This is a genomic window from Thalassospira sp. MIT121401, from assembly GCF_047125595.1.
GTDB classification, from domain to species: domain Bacteria; phylum Pseudomonadota; class Alphaproteobacteria; order Rhodospirillales; family Thalassospiraceae; genus Thalassospira; species Thalassospira povalilytica.
The window spans coordinates 372,523-390,314 of record NZ_CP138926.1 but is presented as its reverse complement, the minus strand read 5'-3'; the positions used below and the strand labels follow the sequence as shown (position 1 = coordinate 390,314).

The window sequence follows — 17,792 nt, the reverse complement described above, 5'->3', positions numbered from 1 at the left end:
TCACCTTTGCATACTTAATCAGGTGAAAGGACAAAGTCGCGCAGTTCCTGGGTCACTTCGGGATCAATGCCAAACCAGCGATGAAAACCCGGGCGCGCCTGATGAAGCAACATGCCAAGCCCGTCAACAATCGGATTTCCACGGTCTTTTGCATGCTGCAAAAGGCCCGTTATCAGCGGGGCATAAACAATGTCGGTAACCAGTGCCGATGTCGGCAAACCGTCCAGATCAATATCAAGCTTCGGCTGACCAACCATGCCAAGGCTTGTGGTATTTACCAAAAGGGAAACATCAGACAAGGCATCTGGCGATACCGGCCAATCAATTACCGTCAGGCGCCGATCATTGAATTCCCGCACAAGGTCTTCTGCCCGGGCACGGGTCCGGTTGGCGATACGGATTTCCGGGCTGCCTTCATCAAGCAAGGCAACCAAAATGGCCCGCGATGCGCCCCCGGCTCCAAGAACCACCGCCGGACCAGACGTAAAATCAATGTCCGGGGCTTCCTGACGCAGGTTTTCAATAAAGCCGAACCCGTCAGTATTATCGCCAAGCAACCGGCCATCCTTGGCAAAGGTAACGGTATTGACTGCCCCGATACGGCGCGCACGATCTGACAGTTCATCACATTCCGGCATGGCCATTTCCTTTTGCGGAATGGTGACATTAACCCCGGAAAAACCAAGATTGCGCAATGAAATCAAAGCCGCCTGAAAGTTTTCCGGTTCGACCGGAAGCGGCATATAGCTGCCATCGATCCCGTATTTGGCCAGCCAGTAGCCATGCAGACGCGGTGATTTGGAATGCGATACCGGCCACCCCATCACACCGGCCAGGCGCGAGGTTCCAGAAAGTGTCCGATAAGGTTTGCGGGCTGTCATTGTGCGGTGTTTCCTGCCTGACGGAGTTTTGTCTTTGTGGTTCTTTGATTTCAAATATGGCGCAATTAGCAAGTGGCATTGCCCGGACGATGCATAACAACGATCGGGTAATGTTGTCTTTCTATGCTTTCAGCACGCCATGATCACGCAAGAAACCGATCAACGGCAATAACGGCAAACCAAGAACCGTGAAATAGTCACCGCGCACTTCGGTAAACAGCTGCGCACCAATACCTTCAAGCTGATAACCGCCAACGCAATTGAAAATCTCGTCGCCGGCGGCATCAAGATACTCATCAAGCCATTCTTCGGTAAAGTTGCGCATGGTCAGATGGGCCGTATCAATGGTGCCCCAAATGCGCGATCCCTCTTTATATATAACAGCGGCCGAAACCAGCTGATGGGTCTTGCCGCGCAGGGCCATAAGCTGGGCCCTGGTATTGTCGCGGTCGCGTGGCTTGTCAAACCAGATACCATTGCATTCAAGCATCTGATCAGCCGCAATCACAATCGCATCGGGTTGCTGACGATACATGCGCAATGCCTTCATTTCCGCCAAGGTTTCGGCGGCTTCGGCGGCACTGGCACCTTCGGCCTTCATCGATTGCTTGTAGCCTTCCTCGTCAATCATCGAGGCCACGGCTTCGCAATCGACACCGGCATTTTTCAACATGGTGTGACGGGCTTTGCTGCTGGATGCCAAAATAAGCCGATGGTTCATGCGTCTTTATATCCTGTTTGAAATTTCATCAGTGACCGCGACGGTCATACATGGTTGCCAGGATCATGGCAGCGGTTTCTTCGATCGATCTGCGGGTAACATTGATAATCTTCCATCCGCGATCGGTAAAATAGCGTCTTGCCTGATGGACTTCATCACGCACAGCAACCGGATCGACATAATCCCCGCCCTCACCGCGTTCGATCTGGCGCAGACGGTTTTTGCGGATCGATACCAGCTGATCGACATCCTTGATCAATCCGACCACCAGCGGCTTTTTAAGTTTATCAAGCTCGGGCGGTAACGGGCATCCCGGGACAAAGGGAATATTGGCGGTCTTGATACCGCGATTGGCCAGATAGACCGAAGTCGGGGTTTTGGACGTGCGCGACACCCCGACAATCACCACATCGGCTTCTTCAAGATCCCAGCCAGATTGCCCGTCATCATGGGAAAGCGTGTAATCGATCGCTTCGATCCGGCTGAAATATTCCTCGTCCATCTTATGAAGCGCACCGGTCCGGCCGCGCGATTGCTGGCCAAGGTAACCGGCCATCATGGTGACGGTATTATCAAGAACGTGGCTGTGGGGTACCTGAAGCCGGCGGCATCCTTCTTCGAGTTTGCGGCGAATGTCACTGTCAAACACGGTGTAAAGCACGATACCGGGATTGCGTTCGATATCGGCAAGCACGCGGGCAAGCTGGGCCTCGGTCCGGATCAGTGACCAGACATGTTCATGGGCACGGACATCAGGAAACTGGGCAATGCAGGCACGCGCAACACCGTCAACGGTTTCCCCCGTTGAATCCGAAACCAGATGAAGATGAAAAATATTGTCTGTGTCGACCATCAGCGATCCGTGTTTCCGATCAAATTCCGGCGATGCAAGCCTGCTTTTTCCACTTTTTGCACACCAAGCGATTTTTCAAACTTTTTTAAAACCCGGATTTTGGTGTTCAAAATTTCGATCACTACCCGGATGGATAAGGCCCATTCGCCCAACCCGGAGTTAGAGGGGTGGAGTCGGGCCTGTGGACAATTGTGGATAACGGGAGCGACTCCGGCCCGATTTTTTCCACAGGAATTATCCTCCCCCTCATACAAACTTTCTCAAACCAGATGTCCCGTGCGGGATAAGTGATCATTTTTTCCCGTAATAGCAGGGATAAGACGGCAAAAACCAGCCTTATTCACCTTATCCCCATTATTCAAAATCGGCTTTTCCCAAGCTCAGGTCTGGGAGTCGTTCGGAGTCGTACACAGTTTTCCCCAAACCGGTTTGAGATGAATCATTTTTCCCGAGTCGGAATGTGAATAAACTGTGCACTAAATTTAATCCCTGTTATCCACAGGGAACCACCTACAAACAACATCCTTTTTTATTAAATAAGGTTTTGTTAGGCAGAACGTGGAAAACGTCCTGGCACAGGTCTCAGGACAAAATTCACGTGAACGAAACTGGCCTCCAGGTCCTCGGGTCAAAGACCGGAACCAGATAAAAAAGCGATCGGGACAGACGAACAGGAAACCAGATGCCCAACATGACGAAGACTTTCTTGCGCGCCCTGAACGGTGAAACCCTTCCGGTGCCACCAATCTGGTTGATGCGCCAGGCAGGTCGATATCTTCCGGAATATCGTGCAACACGCGGCGAAGCAGGCTCATTTCTTGATCTTTGCTATAATCCCGATCTTGCCTGCGAAGTCACTTTGCAGCCGCTCAGACGCTATGATTTCGATGCGGCTATTCTGTTCTCCGATATCCTCGTTATACCGCAGGCACTTGGACAACATTTGGCATTCAAGCAGGGTGAAGGCCCACAGCTTGAGGCCATCCGCGATGCTTCAGGCCTTGGCAAGCTATCAGTTGATGGCATTCATAACACGCTTGGACCGGTCTATGAGACGGTTTCAAAGCTGTCAGAAGCCATTCCGTCCCACACGGCCCTGATCGGCTTTGCCGGTGCGCCATGGACGGTGGCGACCTATATGGTCGAAGGCAAAGGGTCCAAGGATTTTGCCAATATCCGTCGCTTTGCCTATGGCGATCCGGACGGCTTTGGCCAGCTGATCGACATTCTGGTCGAGGCAACCACGCAATATCTGCTCAAACAGGTTGAAGCCGGTGCAGAATGCATTCAGTTGTTTGAAACCTGGGGCGGGGTTTTGTCCGAAACCGGTTTCAAACGCTGGGTGATCGAGCCGACCAAACAGATCGTTGCCAATTTGCGTGCTGTTCATCCTGATTTGCCGATTATCGGCTTCCCGCGCGGGGCCGGACTGCATCTGATTGATTTCAAAAAACAGACCGGCGTGACGGGTGTCGGCCTTGATAGTGGTGTTCCACTTGATTGGGTTGCCCAAAATCTTCAGAAACTGGGGCCGGTGCAGGGCAATCTTGATCCGATGTATCTGATCACCGGTGGCGATGCGATGCTTGATGAAACCAAGCGCATTCTTGATACGCTGGGCAACGGGCCTTTCATCTTTAACCTGGGCCACGGCATCACACCGGAAACGCCGCCGGAAAATGTCGAGAAGCTGGTGAATTTCATCCGCAGTTACAAAGGATAAATGTCGGCAATTGCTGCATTTTATTTTGTGATTTTTGAAATCAATCAAATCGATTGAAAAATTCAATGCGTATAGTGGGCTAAGTTTGTTGCGCTTCGGACCTGTTTGACCAAAATAGGCCCCGGAGCGCGATGGATTTATAAAATTTCCGGTTTGTCGGGAACCGGTTGAAACACGCTGTGCCATGAAGGATAGCCAAATGTCCGAAACGACGCGCAAGAAACGCGCCATTGTTCTTTTCAATCTTGGCGGACCGGACAGCCCCGAAGCTGTCGAACCGTTTCTGTTCAATCTGTTCAATGATCCGGCGATCATCAGCCTGCCCAATCCGTTCCGGTTTTTGCTGGCAAAACTGATTTCGCGCCGTCGTGCACCGATTGCCCGCGAGATCTATGATCATATCGGCGGCAAATCGCCGTTGCTGGAACTGACCCAGGAACAGTCAGATGCGCTTGAGGCTGCATTGAATGCCGAAGATGACGGCTATGAAAACCGCTGTTTCATCGCCATGCGCTATTGGAAACCGTTTGCCGATGATACTGCCCAGGCCGTCAAGGCGTGGGGGGCGGATGAACAGATATTGCTGCCGCTTTATCCGCAATTCTCAACGACAACCAGCGGATCGTCGGTCAAGGACTGGAAACGTGCCTGCCACAAGGTCGGGCTGAGTGCCCCGATCAAGACGGCCTGCTGTTATCCGACCAATCCGGGCTTTGTTGAAGCATCGGCTGAAATGATCCGCGCGGGCTATGACCGGGCCTTGGCCAAGGCCAACGAACTTGGCATTGATAAGCCGCGCATCCTGTTTTCTGCCCATGGCGTGCCCAAGGCGGTGATCACCAAGCGCGGTGACCCCTATCAGTCGCAGATTGAAAAAACGTCGGCGGCGGTGGTCGAAAAGATGGCGATCGACGGCCTTGACTGGAATGTGTGTTATCAAAGCCGGGTCGGGCCGATGGAATGGATCGGACCGTCAACCGAAGACGAAATTGAACGTGCCGGCAAAGAAAACAAGGCGATTGTCGTTGTTCCGATTGCCTTTGTGACCGAACACTCGGAAACCCTGGTCGAGCTTGATATCGAATATGGTGAACTGGCGCATGAAAAACATGTTCCGGTTTACGAGCGGGTCCGCACCGTTTGCTCGCATCCGAAATTCATCAACGGTCTTGTTTCGGTTGTGAAACAAACGCAGGATGAACTCGATCAAAAAGGCCCGGATGATTACAAGGTCGAAAGCCGCGGCTGGTGGTGCCCGGATGAACATTCCTGTGCGACGGCCAAGCAACCCGGTCTTAAGCCGGCTGGCATCTAGGATAAAAGATCAATGATTTCAGGCCGGTTTCCTTTCGAAACTGGCCTGATTGCTGTTATGGTTTGAAAAATTTTCCGGGCGATCTTACGGCAAGGAATCCCGCAAACCCGAAGCTTTGCCGATCCGGATCCACCCGCCAGATCAGAGAAAAGAGAGAGATGGATACATACAGCATTATCAAGTCCCTGCATGTCATCAGCGTGATCGCCTGGATGGCGGGCCTTCTCTATTTGCCGCGTCTTTATGTTTATCACTGCGAAGTGGCACCGGGCTCGGAAGCCAGTGAAAAGTTCAAAATCATGGAGCGCCGCCTGTTGCGGGCGATCATGAACCCGGCAATGATCGCGACCTGGCTGTTTGGCGGATATCTGGTACATGCAGCTGGTGTGATGTCGGACGGCTGGTTCCATGTGAAGCTGTTATGCGTTGTTCTGATGACCGCATCACACATGATGATGGCGCGTTATCGCCGCGCGTTTGAAGCGGACGCCAACGAGAAATCGCAGAAATTCTTCCGTATTCTCAATGAAGTACCGACAATCCTGATGATCATTGTCGTCTTTATGGTGATCGCCCGCCCGTTCTGATTGACGGGCTCGCTACCCGTTAGTTCAAAAACGTTTCGATTTTAAAATAAAAAGGCCGCCAAACCGGCGGCCTTTGTTTTGGTATCGAACCAAATAGATGTTTGCAGGGTCAATCAGGCATTTCCAGCCGGCTGACCTTCCATCTGTTTGGCGAATTTCTTGCGGAAAAGATCAGCAAAATCAATCTGCTGCATCATCAGCGGCGGGAAGCCACCATCCGCAGTCAGGTCAGCGACGATTTTGCGCACATAGGGGAACAGCAGGCGCGGAACTTCGATCATCAGAACCGGCAGGCGATGTTCGTCAGACACATTCAGGGTGACGACACAGCCATACTGCAGTTCGGCAATGAAAGCGACCTTGTCACCAACGTCGGCTTTGACATTGATCTTGATGGTCACTTCATGAAGTTTCTGATCCTGGGTGGTGCGTGCCTCGACATCGACATCGATGTTGATTTTCGGCTGCTGCTGCAGGGCAACGCTTTCCGGTGCATTCGGATTTTCAAACGAAAGATCCTTGATGTACTGGGTATGGATCGTGATCGGATTTGCGGCCGGCTGCTGCTGTTGTGCGCCGCCTTCTGCACCGGTGGTATTCTCGGCCATTAAAGTCTAGCTCCCTTGAGTCTTGTAATCCTAGTCAGAAAAAAGCGTTCAGCCGGATCGTTTGTGATAGCACCCCTGTCAAATCCATGATGAATGTCGGGGCGCGAACCGGCCAAAATGCTTGTTTCTGACGCCGCCTAACTGCGGCAGATGAATTGGCCTAGCACGGATAACAGACATGGGCAAGCCAATCACAACCGGCCCAAAACCCATATTTCTGCGGGTTTGGATGATTGCCATGACAAAGCATTTTCAAATCCTCTGCCGAAATGTTGGTGTTATCCATACCAACAGACAAAAAGGTTGGCCCGATAACAAAGCCAACCCTTTGAAAATGTGATTTTCCCGTGAATTTCAGGCGGGGTTCAGATCAGTCGTGTGGCGGCAAATTGCGCGGGTTTTGGGGATCTGACGTGTCTGTATCTGATCGGTTTGCCGGATCATCCGCGCCATTGCCACTGACATCTTCGAAATCGCCATCAATGATCGGACCGCGACCACGGGGATGTTGGCCACCCATGCCACCGGAACCGCCTGCCCCGGTCTGGCCACCCGGACGGCTTGAAAAGCCGCCGCTGAAGCTTGTGCGGATATTGCCTGACTGGACCAGCTTCATGATCACTTTTGCCCCGACCAGCTGACGCAGCGGCGGCACCAGAAGCAAAAAGCCCATGGTGTCGGTGACAAAGCCCGGTGTGAGCAACAGCACACCGGCAACAAGGATGCAGATCCCGTCAAACATTGCCCCAATGGGCATTTCGCCCTGATCCATCTGGCTTTGGGCCTTGGCAAGGGTTTGTAATCCCTGTGCCCGCATCAGCGTCGTTCCAAGAATTGCCGTCAAAATGACAACGCCGATGGTGGGCCACAGGCCAATCAGTTCGCCGGCCTGGATAAAGACCGCGATTTCAATGATCGGCATTGCGACGAATATCGCGAGGAAATAAAAACCCATTTTTACTCCGTTCCTTGGTCAGTCTGACCGCAGATTTCATCAATGATTGCGCTGCATTTTAACGTCATTCCTGACAATGTGCTTAAACATTTGCAGAAAACAACTTGGATTTCAGTGATTTCCCATTAATCTGCAACAGGTATTGGTCGGGAAACTAGTATCCCAAGACGACAAAAATGCGGCAGAATGCCTTCTTCGTCGCCATATGATGGTGAAGACGATCACATGAAGGAATGTGATCATTGGTTGCCCTTGCATTTGGTTGGGTTCATACCATCTCTCGACCACGGTTGTGATGCAAATCCTGCCTGTTTGAAACCATTAGGATCAAGAGATCGGTCTTGCAGTATTTCGATATCTTTCTATTCGCACTGATTGCTGTTTTTCTTGTGCTGCGTTTGCGCGGCGTACTTGGCCGTCGCACCGGCAACGAAAAACAGGGGCCATCCGACATCTTTGGCCGTCAGACCCATGACCAGGACGCCAATGGCGCCCAGAACGAGCCGGCATCAAAGACGGACAATGTCTATCGCCTGCCGGACTCTGCTAACGGTCAGGATGCGGCAAATGTTCCGTCGGGCACCTTTGCGACCCTGCAAAAGATTCAGAAATCCGATCCGAACTTTACCCAGCAGGATTTCCTGAATGGCGCCCGCATGGCGTTTGAGATGATCGTCGAATATTTCGCCAAGGGCGACAAGGACGGGCTCAATCCCCTGCTTTCGGCCGAAGTTTACAAAAACTTTGCTGCTGCCATTGATGCGCGCGCCGAAAAAGGCGAGCACGAGGAAACCACCCTGGTCGGGATCAAAAGTGCGACCATCCATGATGCCAGCCTCGAAGGCCGCACCGCCTATGTCACGGTGAAATTCGTATCCGAAGAAGTATCGGTAATCCGCAATGCGGATGGCGAAGTGGTTTCCGGCGATCCCAACAAGGTGATCGAGGCCGAAGACCTTTGGACCTTTGCGCGCAATATCGAAAGCCGCGACCCGAACTGGCAGCTGGTTGCGACCGAGACGCCGGAAGCAGAAGAAGCACAGTAAGGCACCTTCGTCCGGCAATGATATCAACCGGTTCGGGCTTATTTCCGTTCCGGTTTTGCATCAGGGAAGTTTCCGTCTATCGGAAGCTTCCCTTTGTTTTTGGGCTGTATTCTTTGGGCGTACATTCCGATTGCAATGTCAAGGTTGCTTGACATTCTGGTGCCAAGCTTCTTATGTAAAACATGTTTTACATTTGGGGTTTAGAAATGCGCAATCTTGTCTTGCTATGTGCCGGTTTGGCGGCCTATGTCGCGCTTTTGGTCTTTTCCCAAATCGTGTTGTCCAACGGGATTGAACGGACAATGATCGCGGCGATGATTTCGCTATTACCAATGCTGCCGGCGATTTTTATCTGTGCCGTGATTGTTCGGACCATTCGCCAGATGGATGAAATGCAGCGTAAATTGCAATTCGAAGCACTTGCGATGGCCTTTGCCGGAACGGCGTTGATCACATTTGGTTACGGCTTTCTGGAAGGGTCGGGATTGCCGAAAGTTTCGATGTTTGTTGTCTGGCCGATCATGGCGGCACTTTGGTTTATCGGGGTGATGATCGGACGGATACGGTTCAGATGAAAAACCGTATCCAAGAACTGCGTCGGGACAGGGACTGGTCACAGGCCGATCTTGCGGCCTTGCTGAAGGTATCGCGCCAGACGGTTAATGCGCTTGAACGCGGTCGATATGATCCCAGCCTTCCCTTGGCATTCAGCATTGCGCGTCTGTTTTCAGTATCAATTGAAGAGATTTTCCAACCTGACGGCGGCTAAAACCCGTGACAAGGATCTGCGAGGCCAATTTGGCAATTGCCGCCCCTGAATTATCGGCTTGTTAAGCATGTGGCGGGCAAAATCGCGATCTGGATTTCACGGGTCCGAAGTGGCCTTTTGCCTTGTCAAATAACGGGTTTTATCTTGAAACGACGTCTGGTTTTATCGCGTAGCCTTTCGATTATTTCCATTTTGGTTGGTGCCGGCGCTGCCTTGATCTGGATGTACTGGCCACAAATCACCGGTCAGATCGAAACAGCGCCAGAAGCCGAAGACAAACTGACATTGCGGCCGACGTCATTTTCCGAGCTTGATGGCTGGCAACAGGATGATATGCGTCCGGCGATCCGGGCCTTTGCCCGGTCATGTGCTGCGATGCTTCGACGCGATGATGACAAGCCTGTCGGTCCGGACCCGCGAATGGGCACGATTGGACAATGGCGGGCCGTCTGCGAAAAGGCGGTATCGATCAATATCGATGCCCTGCGCAAGGAAGATGCGCGTGCCTTTTTCGAAAGCGGCTTCAAACCGTATCTCAGCGGCAACAGGGACAATCCCGAAGGCCTGTTTACCGGCTATTACGAGCCCGAACTGCGTGGCAGCCTGACCCGGGAAGGCCCGTTCCAGACTCCGATTTATCTGAAACCCGACGACATGATTTCGGTCGATCTTGGTGATTTCAGCGACGAATTCAAAGGCAAGAAGCTGGTCGGGCGGCTGACCGGAAGCAATCTTAAACCCTATTATGATCGTGCCGAGATTGAAAAAGGGGCGCTTGCGGGCCGTGATCTTGAAATGGTCTGGGTTGATGATGCGGTTGACGCGTTTTTCCTGCAAATCCAGGGATCCGGGCGGGTTGTCCTGCCCGATGGCAGTGTGTTGCGGATCGGCTATGCCGCGACAAACGGCCATCCCTATTTTGCCATCGGGCGTGAACTGATTGATCGCGGGGTCCTGACACGCGAAACCGTGTCGCTTCAGACCATTCGCAAATGGTTGCATGACAATCCCGATCAGGCCGATGAGGTGATGAACACCAACGCATCCTTTGTGTTTTTCCGCCCCCTTAAATCCGATCCGGATGATCCGACGGCCGGTCCGCTTGGATCCCAGGGGGTTGCACTTGAAACCGGTCGGTCGCTTGCGGTTGATCGCCGTTTCCATGCGATGGGGGTTCCGGTCTGGCTTGAAACAACGGACCCGATGAATACCGATCGCCAGTTTCACCGGTTGATGATCGCCCAGGATACAGGTGGTGCCATTCGCGGTCCGGTTCGCGGCGACATCTTTTTTGGCCCCGGGGATGACGCGGCCCTGTTTGCAGGACATATGAACAGAAAGGGCCAGAAATACGTTCTGTTGCCCGATGTGATCGACCCTGCAAATTGGGTGAAAGAAACCACGCCATGATACGCCATGTCGTATTGCTGCAGATTTCAGGATCTGTGGATCGGACGGAATGCCGCAATGTTCTTGATGCGATTGCAAAAATTGCGTCGAACACGCCTGGCATGTTGTCCTTTGCCGGCGGGGCAAACATGCCCGGAAGTGGCCTTAATCAGGGTTTTACCCACTGCTTTACGATTGATTTCGTCGATACAAAAGCCCGCGATGAGTATCTTGATCGACTTGATCAGGATGAAACCTGCTGGCGGCTAACCGATATTACCGTTGGCGGATTGGGGGGAATTTTATCGATGAATCTTGATCTTGGGGATCAGAAATCCTGATTATCACGGACCTTTGTCAAAGGGGTCCGTACCTGTCGGAATTGTGCCAATTTGATCCTGGCCGCCAAAAAGGAATAGCGCCTTCATGCTGCGTCATATTGTACTTTTGCAGGTTGCCGATCATGTCAATCCCGACCAGGTCGAAACGCTGATTGATCAATTGGCAAAGGCGGCCATGTCTGTACCCGGTATGGTCGCGTTCTGCGGTGGCAAAAAGAAAGCCGGCAGCGGATTGAGCCAAGGCTTCACCCATGGTTTCAACATCGACTTTGTCGATGAACAGGCCCGCGATGCCTATCTTGCGGAACTTGACGGCGACCGTGTGGGCAGCAGATTGTCGGAAATCACGGTTGGCGGACTGGGCGGTATTCTGGTGATGAATATCGATATCGACGATATCCGCACCCCGGATAAAAACCCCGACAGGAAGCCCCAACTGCGCTGGGTTTGATATATAGGACTATCAAATAGTCCTTATATTTATATTTTTCCGGTATCAGGGCGGGAAAATACCGACATAAGCTTCCCGCCAAATACGTTAATTATCAGCCCGGTCATCACAAGGATTGCCGAGATGATTTTGATTGGTCCGAAATCCTCACCCAGAACAAGCGCAGATGTCGCCATTCCGACAATTGGAACAAGCAGCGTAAACGGTGCGACCAGCCCGACCGGAAGGGTTGAGAGCAAACGACCCCAGATCGCAAAGCCCAGCAACGTCACCGGATAGGCCAGATACAGGATTGACCCGATACCGATCCAGCTGATCTGGTCACCAAGGTTTGCAAGATTTGCCCGGTCTTCGGTCAGGAAGGACAGAATGGCAAGCGGGATCGGCGGAACAAGGCTGGCCCAGACCACAAAGGACAGCATCTGTACCGATCCTGCGCGCTTCATGATGATATTGGCTATCCCCCAGGCCGCGGCGGCGGCAATCACAAGCGCCAGCCCGATGACGGTGATGGACCCATCCGAAACAAACAGAAGCAACCCGACGCCGCAAAACGCCACCAGCATGGCGATGATACGATGCGGTCCGATCTTTTCGCCAAGCAAAAACACGCCCAAAATCAGTGTGAAGAAGGCCTGCAATTGCAGGACAAGCGATGAAATCCCCGCCGACAATCCAAGATCCATGCCCAGAAACAGCAGGGAAAACTTGATACAGCCAAGCACTACGCCAAAGCCGACCACATATTTCCAGGGACATTTGGGTCGCGGCAGGAAGAACACAGCCGGCAGGGCCGCAAAGGCAAACCGCAATGATGACAGCAGGATCGGTGGCATTTCACCCAGGCCCAGCTTGATCACGGTGAAATTCGCACCCCAGATGGTGACGACCAGCAAAATTGCGAAAAACTGACCAACGGACATGCGGCTTGTGACCTTGCGATAATTTCGTGGGGAAAAATCACGCTATGCCTGTCACGGCAGTTCGACAATCAAAACAATGTCATGGCGACAATTTTGCGCAAGAACATGAAAACATGCCGGAAATGACAAACACCGGACAGCTGGGCCATCCGGTGTTGTTCAAAATCATTTCGGGTGTGCCCAAATGAGCGGGACCGAAAGGTAAGACGGGGTTACTTTGCGTTACTGTGCCGCAACCACGCCTTCGTCACTGGTGCCGGCACCCGATTTGCCACAGCCCGAGACGCGCGATTTGCGCTGGCGCTGGCTTTCGGATTTGAGCTGACCACAGGCGGCCAGAATATCGCGGCCGCGCGGCCAGCGGATCGGGGCTTCGTAGCCGCAATCAAGCAGGATCTGCGCGAATTTCTTGATGTCATTGGTCGGCGTGCATTCGTAATCCGAGCCCGGCCATTTATTGAACGGGATCAGGTTGAATTTGCAGTGAACACCTTTGACAAGCTTGGCCAATGCGCGCGCATGTTCGGGTTTGTCATTCACGCCCTTGAGCATCACATATTCCATGGTGATCGGACGCGAGTTGGACATGCCCGGATAATGACGGCAGGCATCCATCAGTTCCTTAAGCGGGTATTTCTTGTTGATCGGCATGATTTCATTGCGCAGATCATCATCAGGCGCATGCAACGAAATCGCCAGACCCACACCGAGATCCTCGCCACAGCGGACGATTTCCGGCACGACACCGGATGTCGACAGTGTGACACGGCGGCGCGAGATCGAAATGCCTTCGCCATCCATGGCAATGCGCAGCGCATCGCGCACGTTTTCATAGTTAAACAGCGGTTCGCCCATGCCCATCATGACGATGTTTGACAGGCGACGGATGCCATTGGCCGGGGTCGGCCATTCGCCATAGCTGTCACGTGCGACCATGAACTGGCTGACAATTTCACCCGGTGTCAGGTTGCGCACCAGAAGCTGGGTACCGGTATGGCAGAATTTGCAGGTCAGCGTGCAGCCAACCTGCGATGAAATGCAGACTGCACCACGGTCTTCGTTGCGATCGGGGATATAGACCGTCTCGGCCTCGTTGCCGTCATGGAACTTCATCAGCCATTTGTGGGTGTCGTCCGAACTTTTCTGATCGGCGGTCAGAACCGGACGGCCGATATAGAAATCCTGGGACAGGCGATCACGCAGTTTTTTGGAAATGTTGGTCATATCCTCGATGTCGGTGACACCGCGGTTATAGATCCAGTTCCAAAGCTGTTTGACGCGGAACTTGCTTTCACCCATGCCAGCCATAAGCTCGGTCAGTTCTTCGCGGGTGATCCCGACCAGGTCGCGCCGACCGTCGGCAGCCTGCCCATTGGCGGCGCGCGTGACGAAATCGGACAGCGACGGCCCGTCCTGACGGACGGATGCGTTGGTCTGGGGTGCGTTTTCGGTCAGGACGTCGGTCATCCCGGGCTCTCTCTTTTTGGGTTCTGGTGGTATTGCCGATCGGTTCTGGCGCAATATGCGTTTCTGGTGACAGCGGGACTATACCAGAAAATGCGCCGGAATGCGTCGGGCACATAAAACTGTTGGCCCCGCATATAGCGGGGCCGGACAAAATTAGAAACGATAAATTTCACATTGCTGCTATCGCACCTATGCAATCAGGGTTGCAGATGGCGCAAACGCAGCATCACCTATCGGTTCGAAACAGCCGCGATCAGTTGACCGGCGTCGTGTTGCAAGCCTTTGAAATCGCGTTATAGGCGGCGGTAAAGCCCGACAGTGAATAGGTGTCGGTGGTTTTGGTGCCACGCGAAGAATAGCCGACAACAACCATGGTCGATCCGGACTTCATTGCACTGACCAGCTTGCGGTCGGTTTCGGCATCGACGGCCCATGCGGAATCAGCATGGGTAAACAGGCTGAACTTCTTGGAATCGATTCGAAGATCGACCGTGCTTTTGTCCTTATAGGTGTAACCGGTAATGAAGCTGACTTCATTGACCAGTTTCAGGCTCGGCCGATGGGTGACCATCACGTAAATTTTGCCGCGCTGGGTGTAATCGCCTTTGGCCGATGTCGGCTGGCTGCCCATATAGCAGACTTTCTGGCCTTCTTCGGAATAGGTGTAAGCTTCCCATTTGCCATAGACGTCAATCAGCTTGGGCGCATTTTGCGCCTGTGCACTGGTGGCAGGAATGCTGATCGCAATCACATAGACAAATGCTGACAGAGCAGCGGCGATCGAAGTTCTGACGAGACGATGGGCGTGTTTTTTCATGAGGTCGCGTATCGTGTCTGAAGTTTCGGGACAGGCCCGTTGAGGGCCGGGAAAAGGTAATAAAGCCATCGGATATGGCAAATTTATGAGGTCGCTTATCGGAGCCTGCCAATAAAAGGTAAAGATTAAACCAAGGAAATCTGTCCGATCCGGCAAAAATTGCGTTTTTACCGTGCTTTCCGGGACTTTTCGGGCGGTTAAGTCCCCTTGTTCGGGGAAATTGGCGGGGCTTTGCCGCCGACAGGCCGCTGGTGGAATGTGATCGGGTTAACAGCGTCACGTACCTGCCAGGGGATGGCGGGTTAATCGGGGGGCTGTGGTCCAGAGGCGAGGTTGCTGCGATCGGTGCGATCGGTGCAGTTCTGGGGGCCGATGTCGGGAGCCAGGCATCGGTATCATGCTCCGGGCTTCGGGTATTTGGGCCTCAGCCTTGTGCAAGCTTTTGTTTGACGACCTGATCAAGACAGTCCTGAACCGTGATTGCCGTATTGCCACGGCGCATCCGCGCAAGCATGTGGCGCAATTCACGCGCACCACCTTCGGCCTTGGGGACAAAGAACGCGTCGAACGAACATTGTTCGGACCGGTATTGCCAGACGCGAATTTCGCCTTCGCCGCGGATCATTTCCGGGGCGCCAATCCGGGACTCGAAGGCTTCTTCCGACAGGCCCTTAAGGGTGTCTGTTGGAATTGGCTTGAACGGAATGGCGGTAACCTTGGGCGACTTGGGCGACTTTGCGCTTTCGGTTTTTTTGCGGGTGACCGGGCGGGTGGTCTTGATCGCACCGCTGTTGCTCAGTTCACCGTAATTGGCATTTGTGCTGCCCGGGGGAACGGCATTCCCGCCACAGGCACTCAGCCCAATGGTAATCATGGCCATAATGAACAACACCCCGAACAGACGGGTCGTGTCCGTTCGGGGTGTTTGTATGGTCAAACCGGGTGCGCGCACGGTAATCAGGAATCGTCTGATTTGCGCGGGATGGTGATTGCCGCGGTATTGCCGCCGCGCGCCAGTCCGTCGTCGCTGCCTTCGACATAATCAAGTTCACCCTTGATGCGCGCACCGTTTTCCACATGCAGCGCGCCATAGGTGATCTTGCCGCTGATTTCGGCCGAATGGATGACGGTCACGCGGCGGGCATTCAGATCGCCCTCGAACTTGCCGCTGATTTCGGCTTCATCAACCTGTGCCGATCCGATGAAGGAACCGCCTTCGGAAACTTCAAGACGGGTGCATTCCTTGATCTGGGCTTCAACAACGCCCTCGACGACCAGAATATCGCAGGAACCGATTTCACCTTTCAGGGTGATATCGCGGCCAACCGTCAGCTTTTTGCCCTCGGCATTGTTGCCGGCACTTGCAGGACGGCCCGAATTGCCACGGGTCGGAATTTCAAGCGGGCGTTTCGGGATTTCCGGGCGGAAGCTGGTGGAATGCGGTTTACTGGACATTTGCGGTTCATCCTTTGTGCGCGGCCGGGTGAAGAGCTGCGGCTCACTTCGTTTTTCTGTTTTTTCGGCAATGCCGGTGGCGTGATCAGCTGCAATCGCGGTGGCCTTGGTCGTGGTCCCGGAAAGTGTGCCTGATCCATCTTTGACAGATGTATCTGACGAAGCCGCACTGCTGTCGACTGTTTTATTGGCTTTTTTCTTTCCAAACATTGGATGACCAGATCCTTGTATTGCAGTTTCGGTTCAGGGGTCCGTTGTCCGTATGTCTTTAAACCGGTTTATGCAGTTTGCGGCACAAAGGTGCCAAGACGCACGGAGTAATGGACCATAAAGGCTGTCGCGATGATCGGCGCAACCAGATTGACCACCGGAATGGTCATCAGGAAGGTCAGGCCGATCCCGGCAACCCAAAGCTTTTTCTGGCGGCTTTTGCGAATGGATTCGACGGTACGCGCATCATAGCGGCGTGCAGCAACCAGTTCAAAATATTCACGCGAAAGAAGATACCCGTTCATCGTGTAGAAGGCGATGACATAAAGCGGCCCCGCAAGAAGCAGCGGCAAAATCAGAATGTTAAGCGCAAGCGCGGTCAGTGCAAATTTAAGACCGCTGATCAGGGCTTCGTGGATCGGTTGCGGGCGGGTATCGGGCAAGGTCGGGTAATGCTTGTCTTCGACCGCATCGGCAATCTGATCAAGCAGCAGGCTTGAAATCAGAACCGTGGCTGCGGGAAACAGCAAAATGACCAGAAGCGTCAGACCAATGCCAAGCACCCAGTCAACCGCACTTTCAAGCCAGCCGCCATCGGTGAAAAAGGTGATGGAATTCAGACCGAACCAGATCAATACCCACAGCGCGACAATGGTGGCCAATGCACCGGCAACCCCGATCAGAACGACCTTGCGAAAACGCGGGTCGGAAAATTGTGCGATGGATTTCAGAAAGTCGTTGATCATCGAACGTGTCGATCCTGTCCTGTCATTGGGTGATCCTGATCCATAAGGGAATCATGCCTGAGAGTCGTACGCAATTAAAATTAACAGCCCGTGAAATCATCAAACATGCAAGGCAACTTTCATAAATCCGCCACGGGCGATACCGTGGATGATGCCATTGATGATGCCATGAGTGATGCCAAGGGTGACGTAGATCTTAGCCGAGCGTTTGGGCAAAAAAAAGGCGTCCGGCCAGGGGGGAGAACCGGACGCCAGCGCTCCGATGATCTGGAGCGTGAGGAAAGGTAGGGGAGACCTTTTCCTCACACCGGGTTCCCATCATTTTAGGGAACCTTGTGACAGACTCTCATATAGGAAGCAGACGGGGTCTCCGCCATAGCATCCGGTCCGAAATTTCGGCCATTTCACGAAGGTTTGAGGGATTCCGAACAATGGGAATTTTCATTACGAAACCCCAATGTCGACAAGGGCTTGAATCACAAAATAATTAGTCACAGGCGAAGTTCGCCACGCACTTTCACATCCGGTACGACGA

At 53.2% G+C, this 17,792-nt stretch carries 20 protein-coding genes; 9 read left to right on the top strand and 11 right to left on the bottom strand.

Translation table 11 applies throughout. From position 1 onward, the window contains the following. Positions 1–14: 14 nt before the first annotated feature. From SIB88_RS01840 to SIB88_RS01830, 3 genes are all read right to left on the bottom strand, one after another. The gene (locus tag SIB88_RS01840) at positions 15–881 is read right to left on the bottom strand and encodes a shikimate dehydrogenase (RefSeq protein WP_412559174.1); all 867 of its coding nucleotides are present in this window, start codon (positions 879–881) and stop codon (positions 15–17) included. A gap of 121 nt (positions 882–1,002) precedes the next feature. Further along, a complete protein-coding gene (locus SIB88_RS01835; protein ID WP_114112121.1) occupies positions 1,003–1,602 on the bottom strand; it encodes a Maf family protein in 600 nt (199 codons plus the stop codon). Between the two features lie 28 nt (positions 1,603–1,630). Continuing rightward, a complete protein-coding gene (locus tag SIB88_RS01830) occupies positions 1,631–2,455 on the bottom strand; it encodes a pyruvate, water dikinase regulatory protein (RefSeq protein WP_101246687.1) in 825 nt (274 codons plus the stop codon). A gap of 682 nt (positions 2,456–3,137) precedes the next feature. Here SIB88_RS01830 and hemE point away from each other — a divergent pair. The 3 genes from hemE to hemJ all read left to right on the top strand — a co-directional run bounded on the left by hemE (position 3,138) and on the right by hemJ (position 6,080). After that, complete coding sequence (hemE, locus tag SIB88_RS01825) at positions 3,138–4,178, top strand: uroporphyrinogen decarboxylase (RefSeq protein ID WP_412559173.1); 1,041 nt, start codon at positions 3,138–3,140, stop codon at positions 4,176–4,178. Between the two features lie 199 nt (positions 4,179–4,377). After that, on the top strand, positions 4,378–5,493 hold the full coding sequence (gene hemH / locus SIB88_RS01820) for a ferrochelatase (protein WP_101247020.1): 1,116 nt from the start codon (positions 4,378–4,380) through the stop codon (positions 5,491–5,493). 158 nt (positions 5,494–5,651) lie between these two features. Further along, positions 5,652–6,080, top strand: a complete 429-nt coding sequence (hemJ, locus tag SIB88_RS01815) for a protoporphyrinogen oxidase HemJ (RefSeq protein ID WP_101246689.1) — start codon at positions 5,652–5,654, stop codon at positions 6,078–6,080. A gap of 113 nt (positions 6,081–6,193) precedes the next feature. Here hemJ and secB read toward each other — a convergent pair whose 3' ends face one another. Both secB and SIB88_RS01805 read right to left on the bottom strand, forming a co-directional pair. Further along, positions 6,194–6,688, bottom strand: a complete 495-nt coding sequence (gene secB / locus SIB88_RS01810) for a protein-export chaperone SecB (RefSeq protein ID WP_101246690.1) — start codon at positions 6,686–6,688, stop codon at positions 6,194–6,196. 370 nt (positions 6,689–7,058) lie between these two features. Then, entirely contained in the window at positions 7,059–7,643 is a 585-nt protein-coding gene (locus SIB88_RS01805; protein ID WP_341650528.1) for an FxsA family protein, read from the bottom strand. Between the two features lie 341 nt (positions 7,644–7,984). Here SIB88_RS01805 and SIB88_RS01800 point away from each other — a divergent pair, with 341 nt between their 5' ends. The 6 genes from SIB88_RS01800 (at position 7,985) to SIB88_RS01775 (ending at position 11,639) form a co-directional block, all read left to right on the top strand. After that, positions 7,985–8,689 carry a Tim44/TimA family putative adaptor protein gene (locus SIB88_RS01800; RefSeq protein ID WP_412559172.1) on the top strand — a complete coding sequence of 235 codons (705 nt, stop codon included), beginning with the start codon at positions 7,985–7,987 and terminating at the stop codon, positions 8,687–8,689. A gap of 206 nt (positions 8,690–8,895) precedes the next feature. Further along, complete coding sequence (locus SIB88_RS01795) at positions 8,896–9,264, top strand: hypothetical protein (protein ID WP_114112124.1); 369 nt, start codon at positions 8,896–8,898, stop codon at positions 9,262–9,264. Further along, a complete protein-coding gene (locus SIB88_RS01790) occupies positions 9,261–9,458 on the top strand; it encodes a helix-turn-helix transcriptional regulator (protein ID WP_287464576.1) in 198 nt (65 codons plus the stop codon). Before SIB88_RS01795 ends, SIB88_RS01790 begins: the two co-directional genes overlap by 4 nt. A 144-nt stretch (positions 9,459–9,602) precedes the next feature. Beyond that, the gene (locus SIB88_RS01785; RefSeq protein WP_412559171.1) at positions 9,603–10,868 is read left to right on the top strand and encodes a murein transglycosylase A; all 1,266 of its coding nucleotides are present in this window, start codon (positions 9,603–9,605) and stop codon (positions 10,866–10,868) included. Next, entirely contained in the window at positions 10,865–11,188 is a 324-nt protein-coding gene (locus SIB88_RS01780; protein ID WP_206926461.1) for a Dabb family protein, read from the top strand. Before SIB88_RS01785 ends, SIB88_RS01780 begins: the two co-directional genes overlap by 4 nt. A gap of 85 nt (positions 11,189–11,273) precedes the next feature. Continuing rightward, entirely contained in the window at positions 11,274–11,639 is a 366-nt protein-coding gene (locus tag SIB88_RS01775) for a Dabb family protein (protein WP_287464578.1), read from the top strand. 29 nt (positions 11,640–11,668) lie between these two features. Here SIB88_RS01775 and SIB88_RS01770 read toward each other — a convergent pair whose 3' ends face one another. The 6 genes from SIB88_RS01770 to SIB88_RS01745 form a co-directional block, all read right to left on the bottom strand. Then, positions 11,669–12,562, bottom strand: a complete 894-nt coding sequence (locus tag SIB88_RS01770) for an EamA family transporter (RefSeq protein ID WP_412559170.1) — start codon at positions 12,560–12,562, stop codon at positions 11,669–11,671. Positions 12,563–12,784: 222 nt separating this feature from the next. Next, positions 12,785–14,029 carry a 23S rRNA (adenine(2503)-C(2))-methyltransferase RlmN gene (rlmN, locus tag SIB88_RS01765; RefSeq protein WP_101246699.1) on the bottom strand — a complete coding sequence of 415 codons (1,245 nt, stop codon included), beginning with the start codon at positions 14,027–14,029 and terminating at the stop codon, positions 12,785–12,787. Between the two features lie 253 nt (positions 14,030–14,282). After that, on the bottom strand, positions 14,283–14,846 hold the full coding sequence (locus tag SIB88_RS01760; RefSeq protein ID WP_101246700.1) for an invasion associated locus B family protein: 564 nt from the start codon (positions 14,844–14,846) through the stop codon (positions 14,283–14,285). A gap of 424 nt (positions 14,847–15,270) precedes the next feature. Next, positions 15,271–15,726 carry a hypothetical protein gene (locus tag SIB88_RS01755; RefSeq protein WP_412559169.1) on the bottom strand — a complete coding sequence of 152 codons (456 nt, stop codon included), beginning with the start codon at positions 15,724–15,726 and terminating at the stop codon, positions 15,271–15,273. Between the two features lie 77 nt (positions 15,727–15,803). Then, positions 15,804–16,301, bottom strand: a complete 498-nt coding sequence (locus SIB88_RS01750) for a bactofilin family protein (protein WP_233433062.1) — start codon at positions 16,299–16,301, stop codon at positions 15,804–15,806. A 278-nt stretch (positions 16,302–16,579) separates the two neighbouring features. Then, a complete protein-coding gene (locus tag SIB88_RS01745) occupies positions 16,580–17,257 on the bottom strand; it encodes an EI24 domain-containing protein (RefSeq protein ID WP_114112132.1) in 678 nt (225 codons plus the stop codon). Between the last annotated feature and the right edge of the window lie 535 nt (positions 17,258–17,792).

What these genes read in the sequence shown, in the direction of transcription:
- SIB88_RS01795 (WP_114112124.1), top strand. Translation starts at nt 8,896, where the DNA reads ATGCGCAATCTTGTCTTGCTATGTGCCGGTTTGGCGGCCTATGTCGCG.
- SIB88_RS01835 (WP_114112121.1), bottom strand. Translation starts at nt 1,602, where the DNA reads ATGAACCATCGGCTTATTTTGGCATCCAGCAGCAAAGCCCGTCACACC.
- secB (WP_101246690.1), bottom strand. Translation starts at nt 6,688, where the DNA reads ATGGCCGAGAATACCACCGGTGCAGAAGGCGGCGCACAACAGCAGCAG.
- SIB88_RS01790 (WP_287464576.1), top strand. Translation starts at nt 9,261, where the DNA reads ATGAAAAACCGTATCCAAGAACTGCGTCGGGACAGGGACTGGTCACAG.
- rlmN (WP_101246699.1), bottom strand. Translation starts at nt 14,029, where the DNA reads ATGACCGACGTCCTGACCGAAAACGCACCCCAGACCAACGCATCCGTC.
- hemE (WP_412559173.1), top strand. Translation starts at nt 3,138, where the DNA reads ATGCCCAACATGACGAAGACTTTCTTGCGCGCCCTGAACGGTGAAACC.
- SIB88_RS01755 (WP_412559169.1), bottom strand. Translation starts at nt 15,726, where the DNA reads ATGGCCATGATTACCATTGGGCTGAGTGCCTGTGGCGGGAATGCCGTT.
- hemH (WP_101247020.1), top strand. Translation starts at nt 4,378, where the DNA reads ATGTCCGAAACGACGCGCAAGAAACGCGCCATTGTTCTTTTCAATCTT.
- hemJ (WP_101246689.1), top strand. Translation starts at nt 5,652, where the DNA reads ATGGATACATACAGCATTATCAAGTCCCTGCATGTCATCAGCGTGATC.
- SIB88_RS01780 (WP_206926461.1), top strand. Translation starts at nt 10,865, where the DNA reads ATGATACGCCATGTCGTATTGCTGCAGATTTCAGGATCTGTGGATCGG.
- SIB88_RS01805 (WP_341650528.1), bottom strand. Translation starts at nt 7,643, where the DNA reads ATGGGTTTTTATTTCCTCGCGATATTCGTCGCAATGCCGATCATTGAA.
- SIB88_RS01775 (WP_287464578.1), top strand. Translation starts at nt 11,274, where the DNA reads ATGCTGCGTCATATTGTACTTTTGCAGGTTGCCGATCATGTCAATCCC.
- SIB88_RS01760 (WP_101246700.1), bottom strand. Translation starts at nt 14,846, where the DNA reads ATGAAAAAACACGCCCATCGTCTCGTCAGAACTTCGATCGCCGCTGCT.
- SIB88_RS01750 (WP_233433062.1), bottom strand. Translation starts at nt 16,301, where the DNA reads ATGTCCAGTAAACCGCATTCCACCAGCTTCCGCCCGGAAATCCCGAAA.
- SIB88_RS01840 (WP_412559174.1), bottom strand. Translation starts at nt 881, where the DNA reads ATGACAGCCCGCAAACCTTATCGGACACTTTCTGGAACCTCGCGCCTG.
- SIB88_RS01770 (WP_412559170.1), bottom strand. Translation starts at nt 12,562, where the DNA reads ATGTCCGTTGGTCAGTTTTTCGCAATTTTGCTGGTCGTCACCATCTGG.
- SIB88_RS01830 (WP_101246687.1), bottom strand. Translation starts at nt 2,455, where the DNA reads ATGGTCGACACAGACAATATTTTTCATCTTCATCTGGTTTCGGATTCA.
- SIB88_RS01745 (WP_114112132.1), bottom strand. Translation starts at nt 17,257, where the DNA reads ATGATCAACGACTTTCTGAAATCCATCGCACAATTTTCCGACCCGCGT.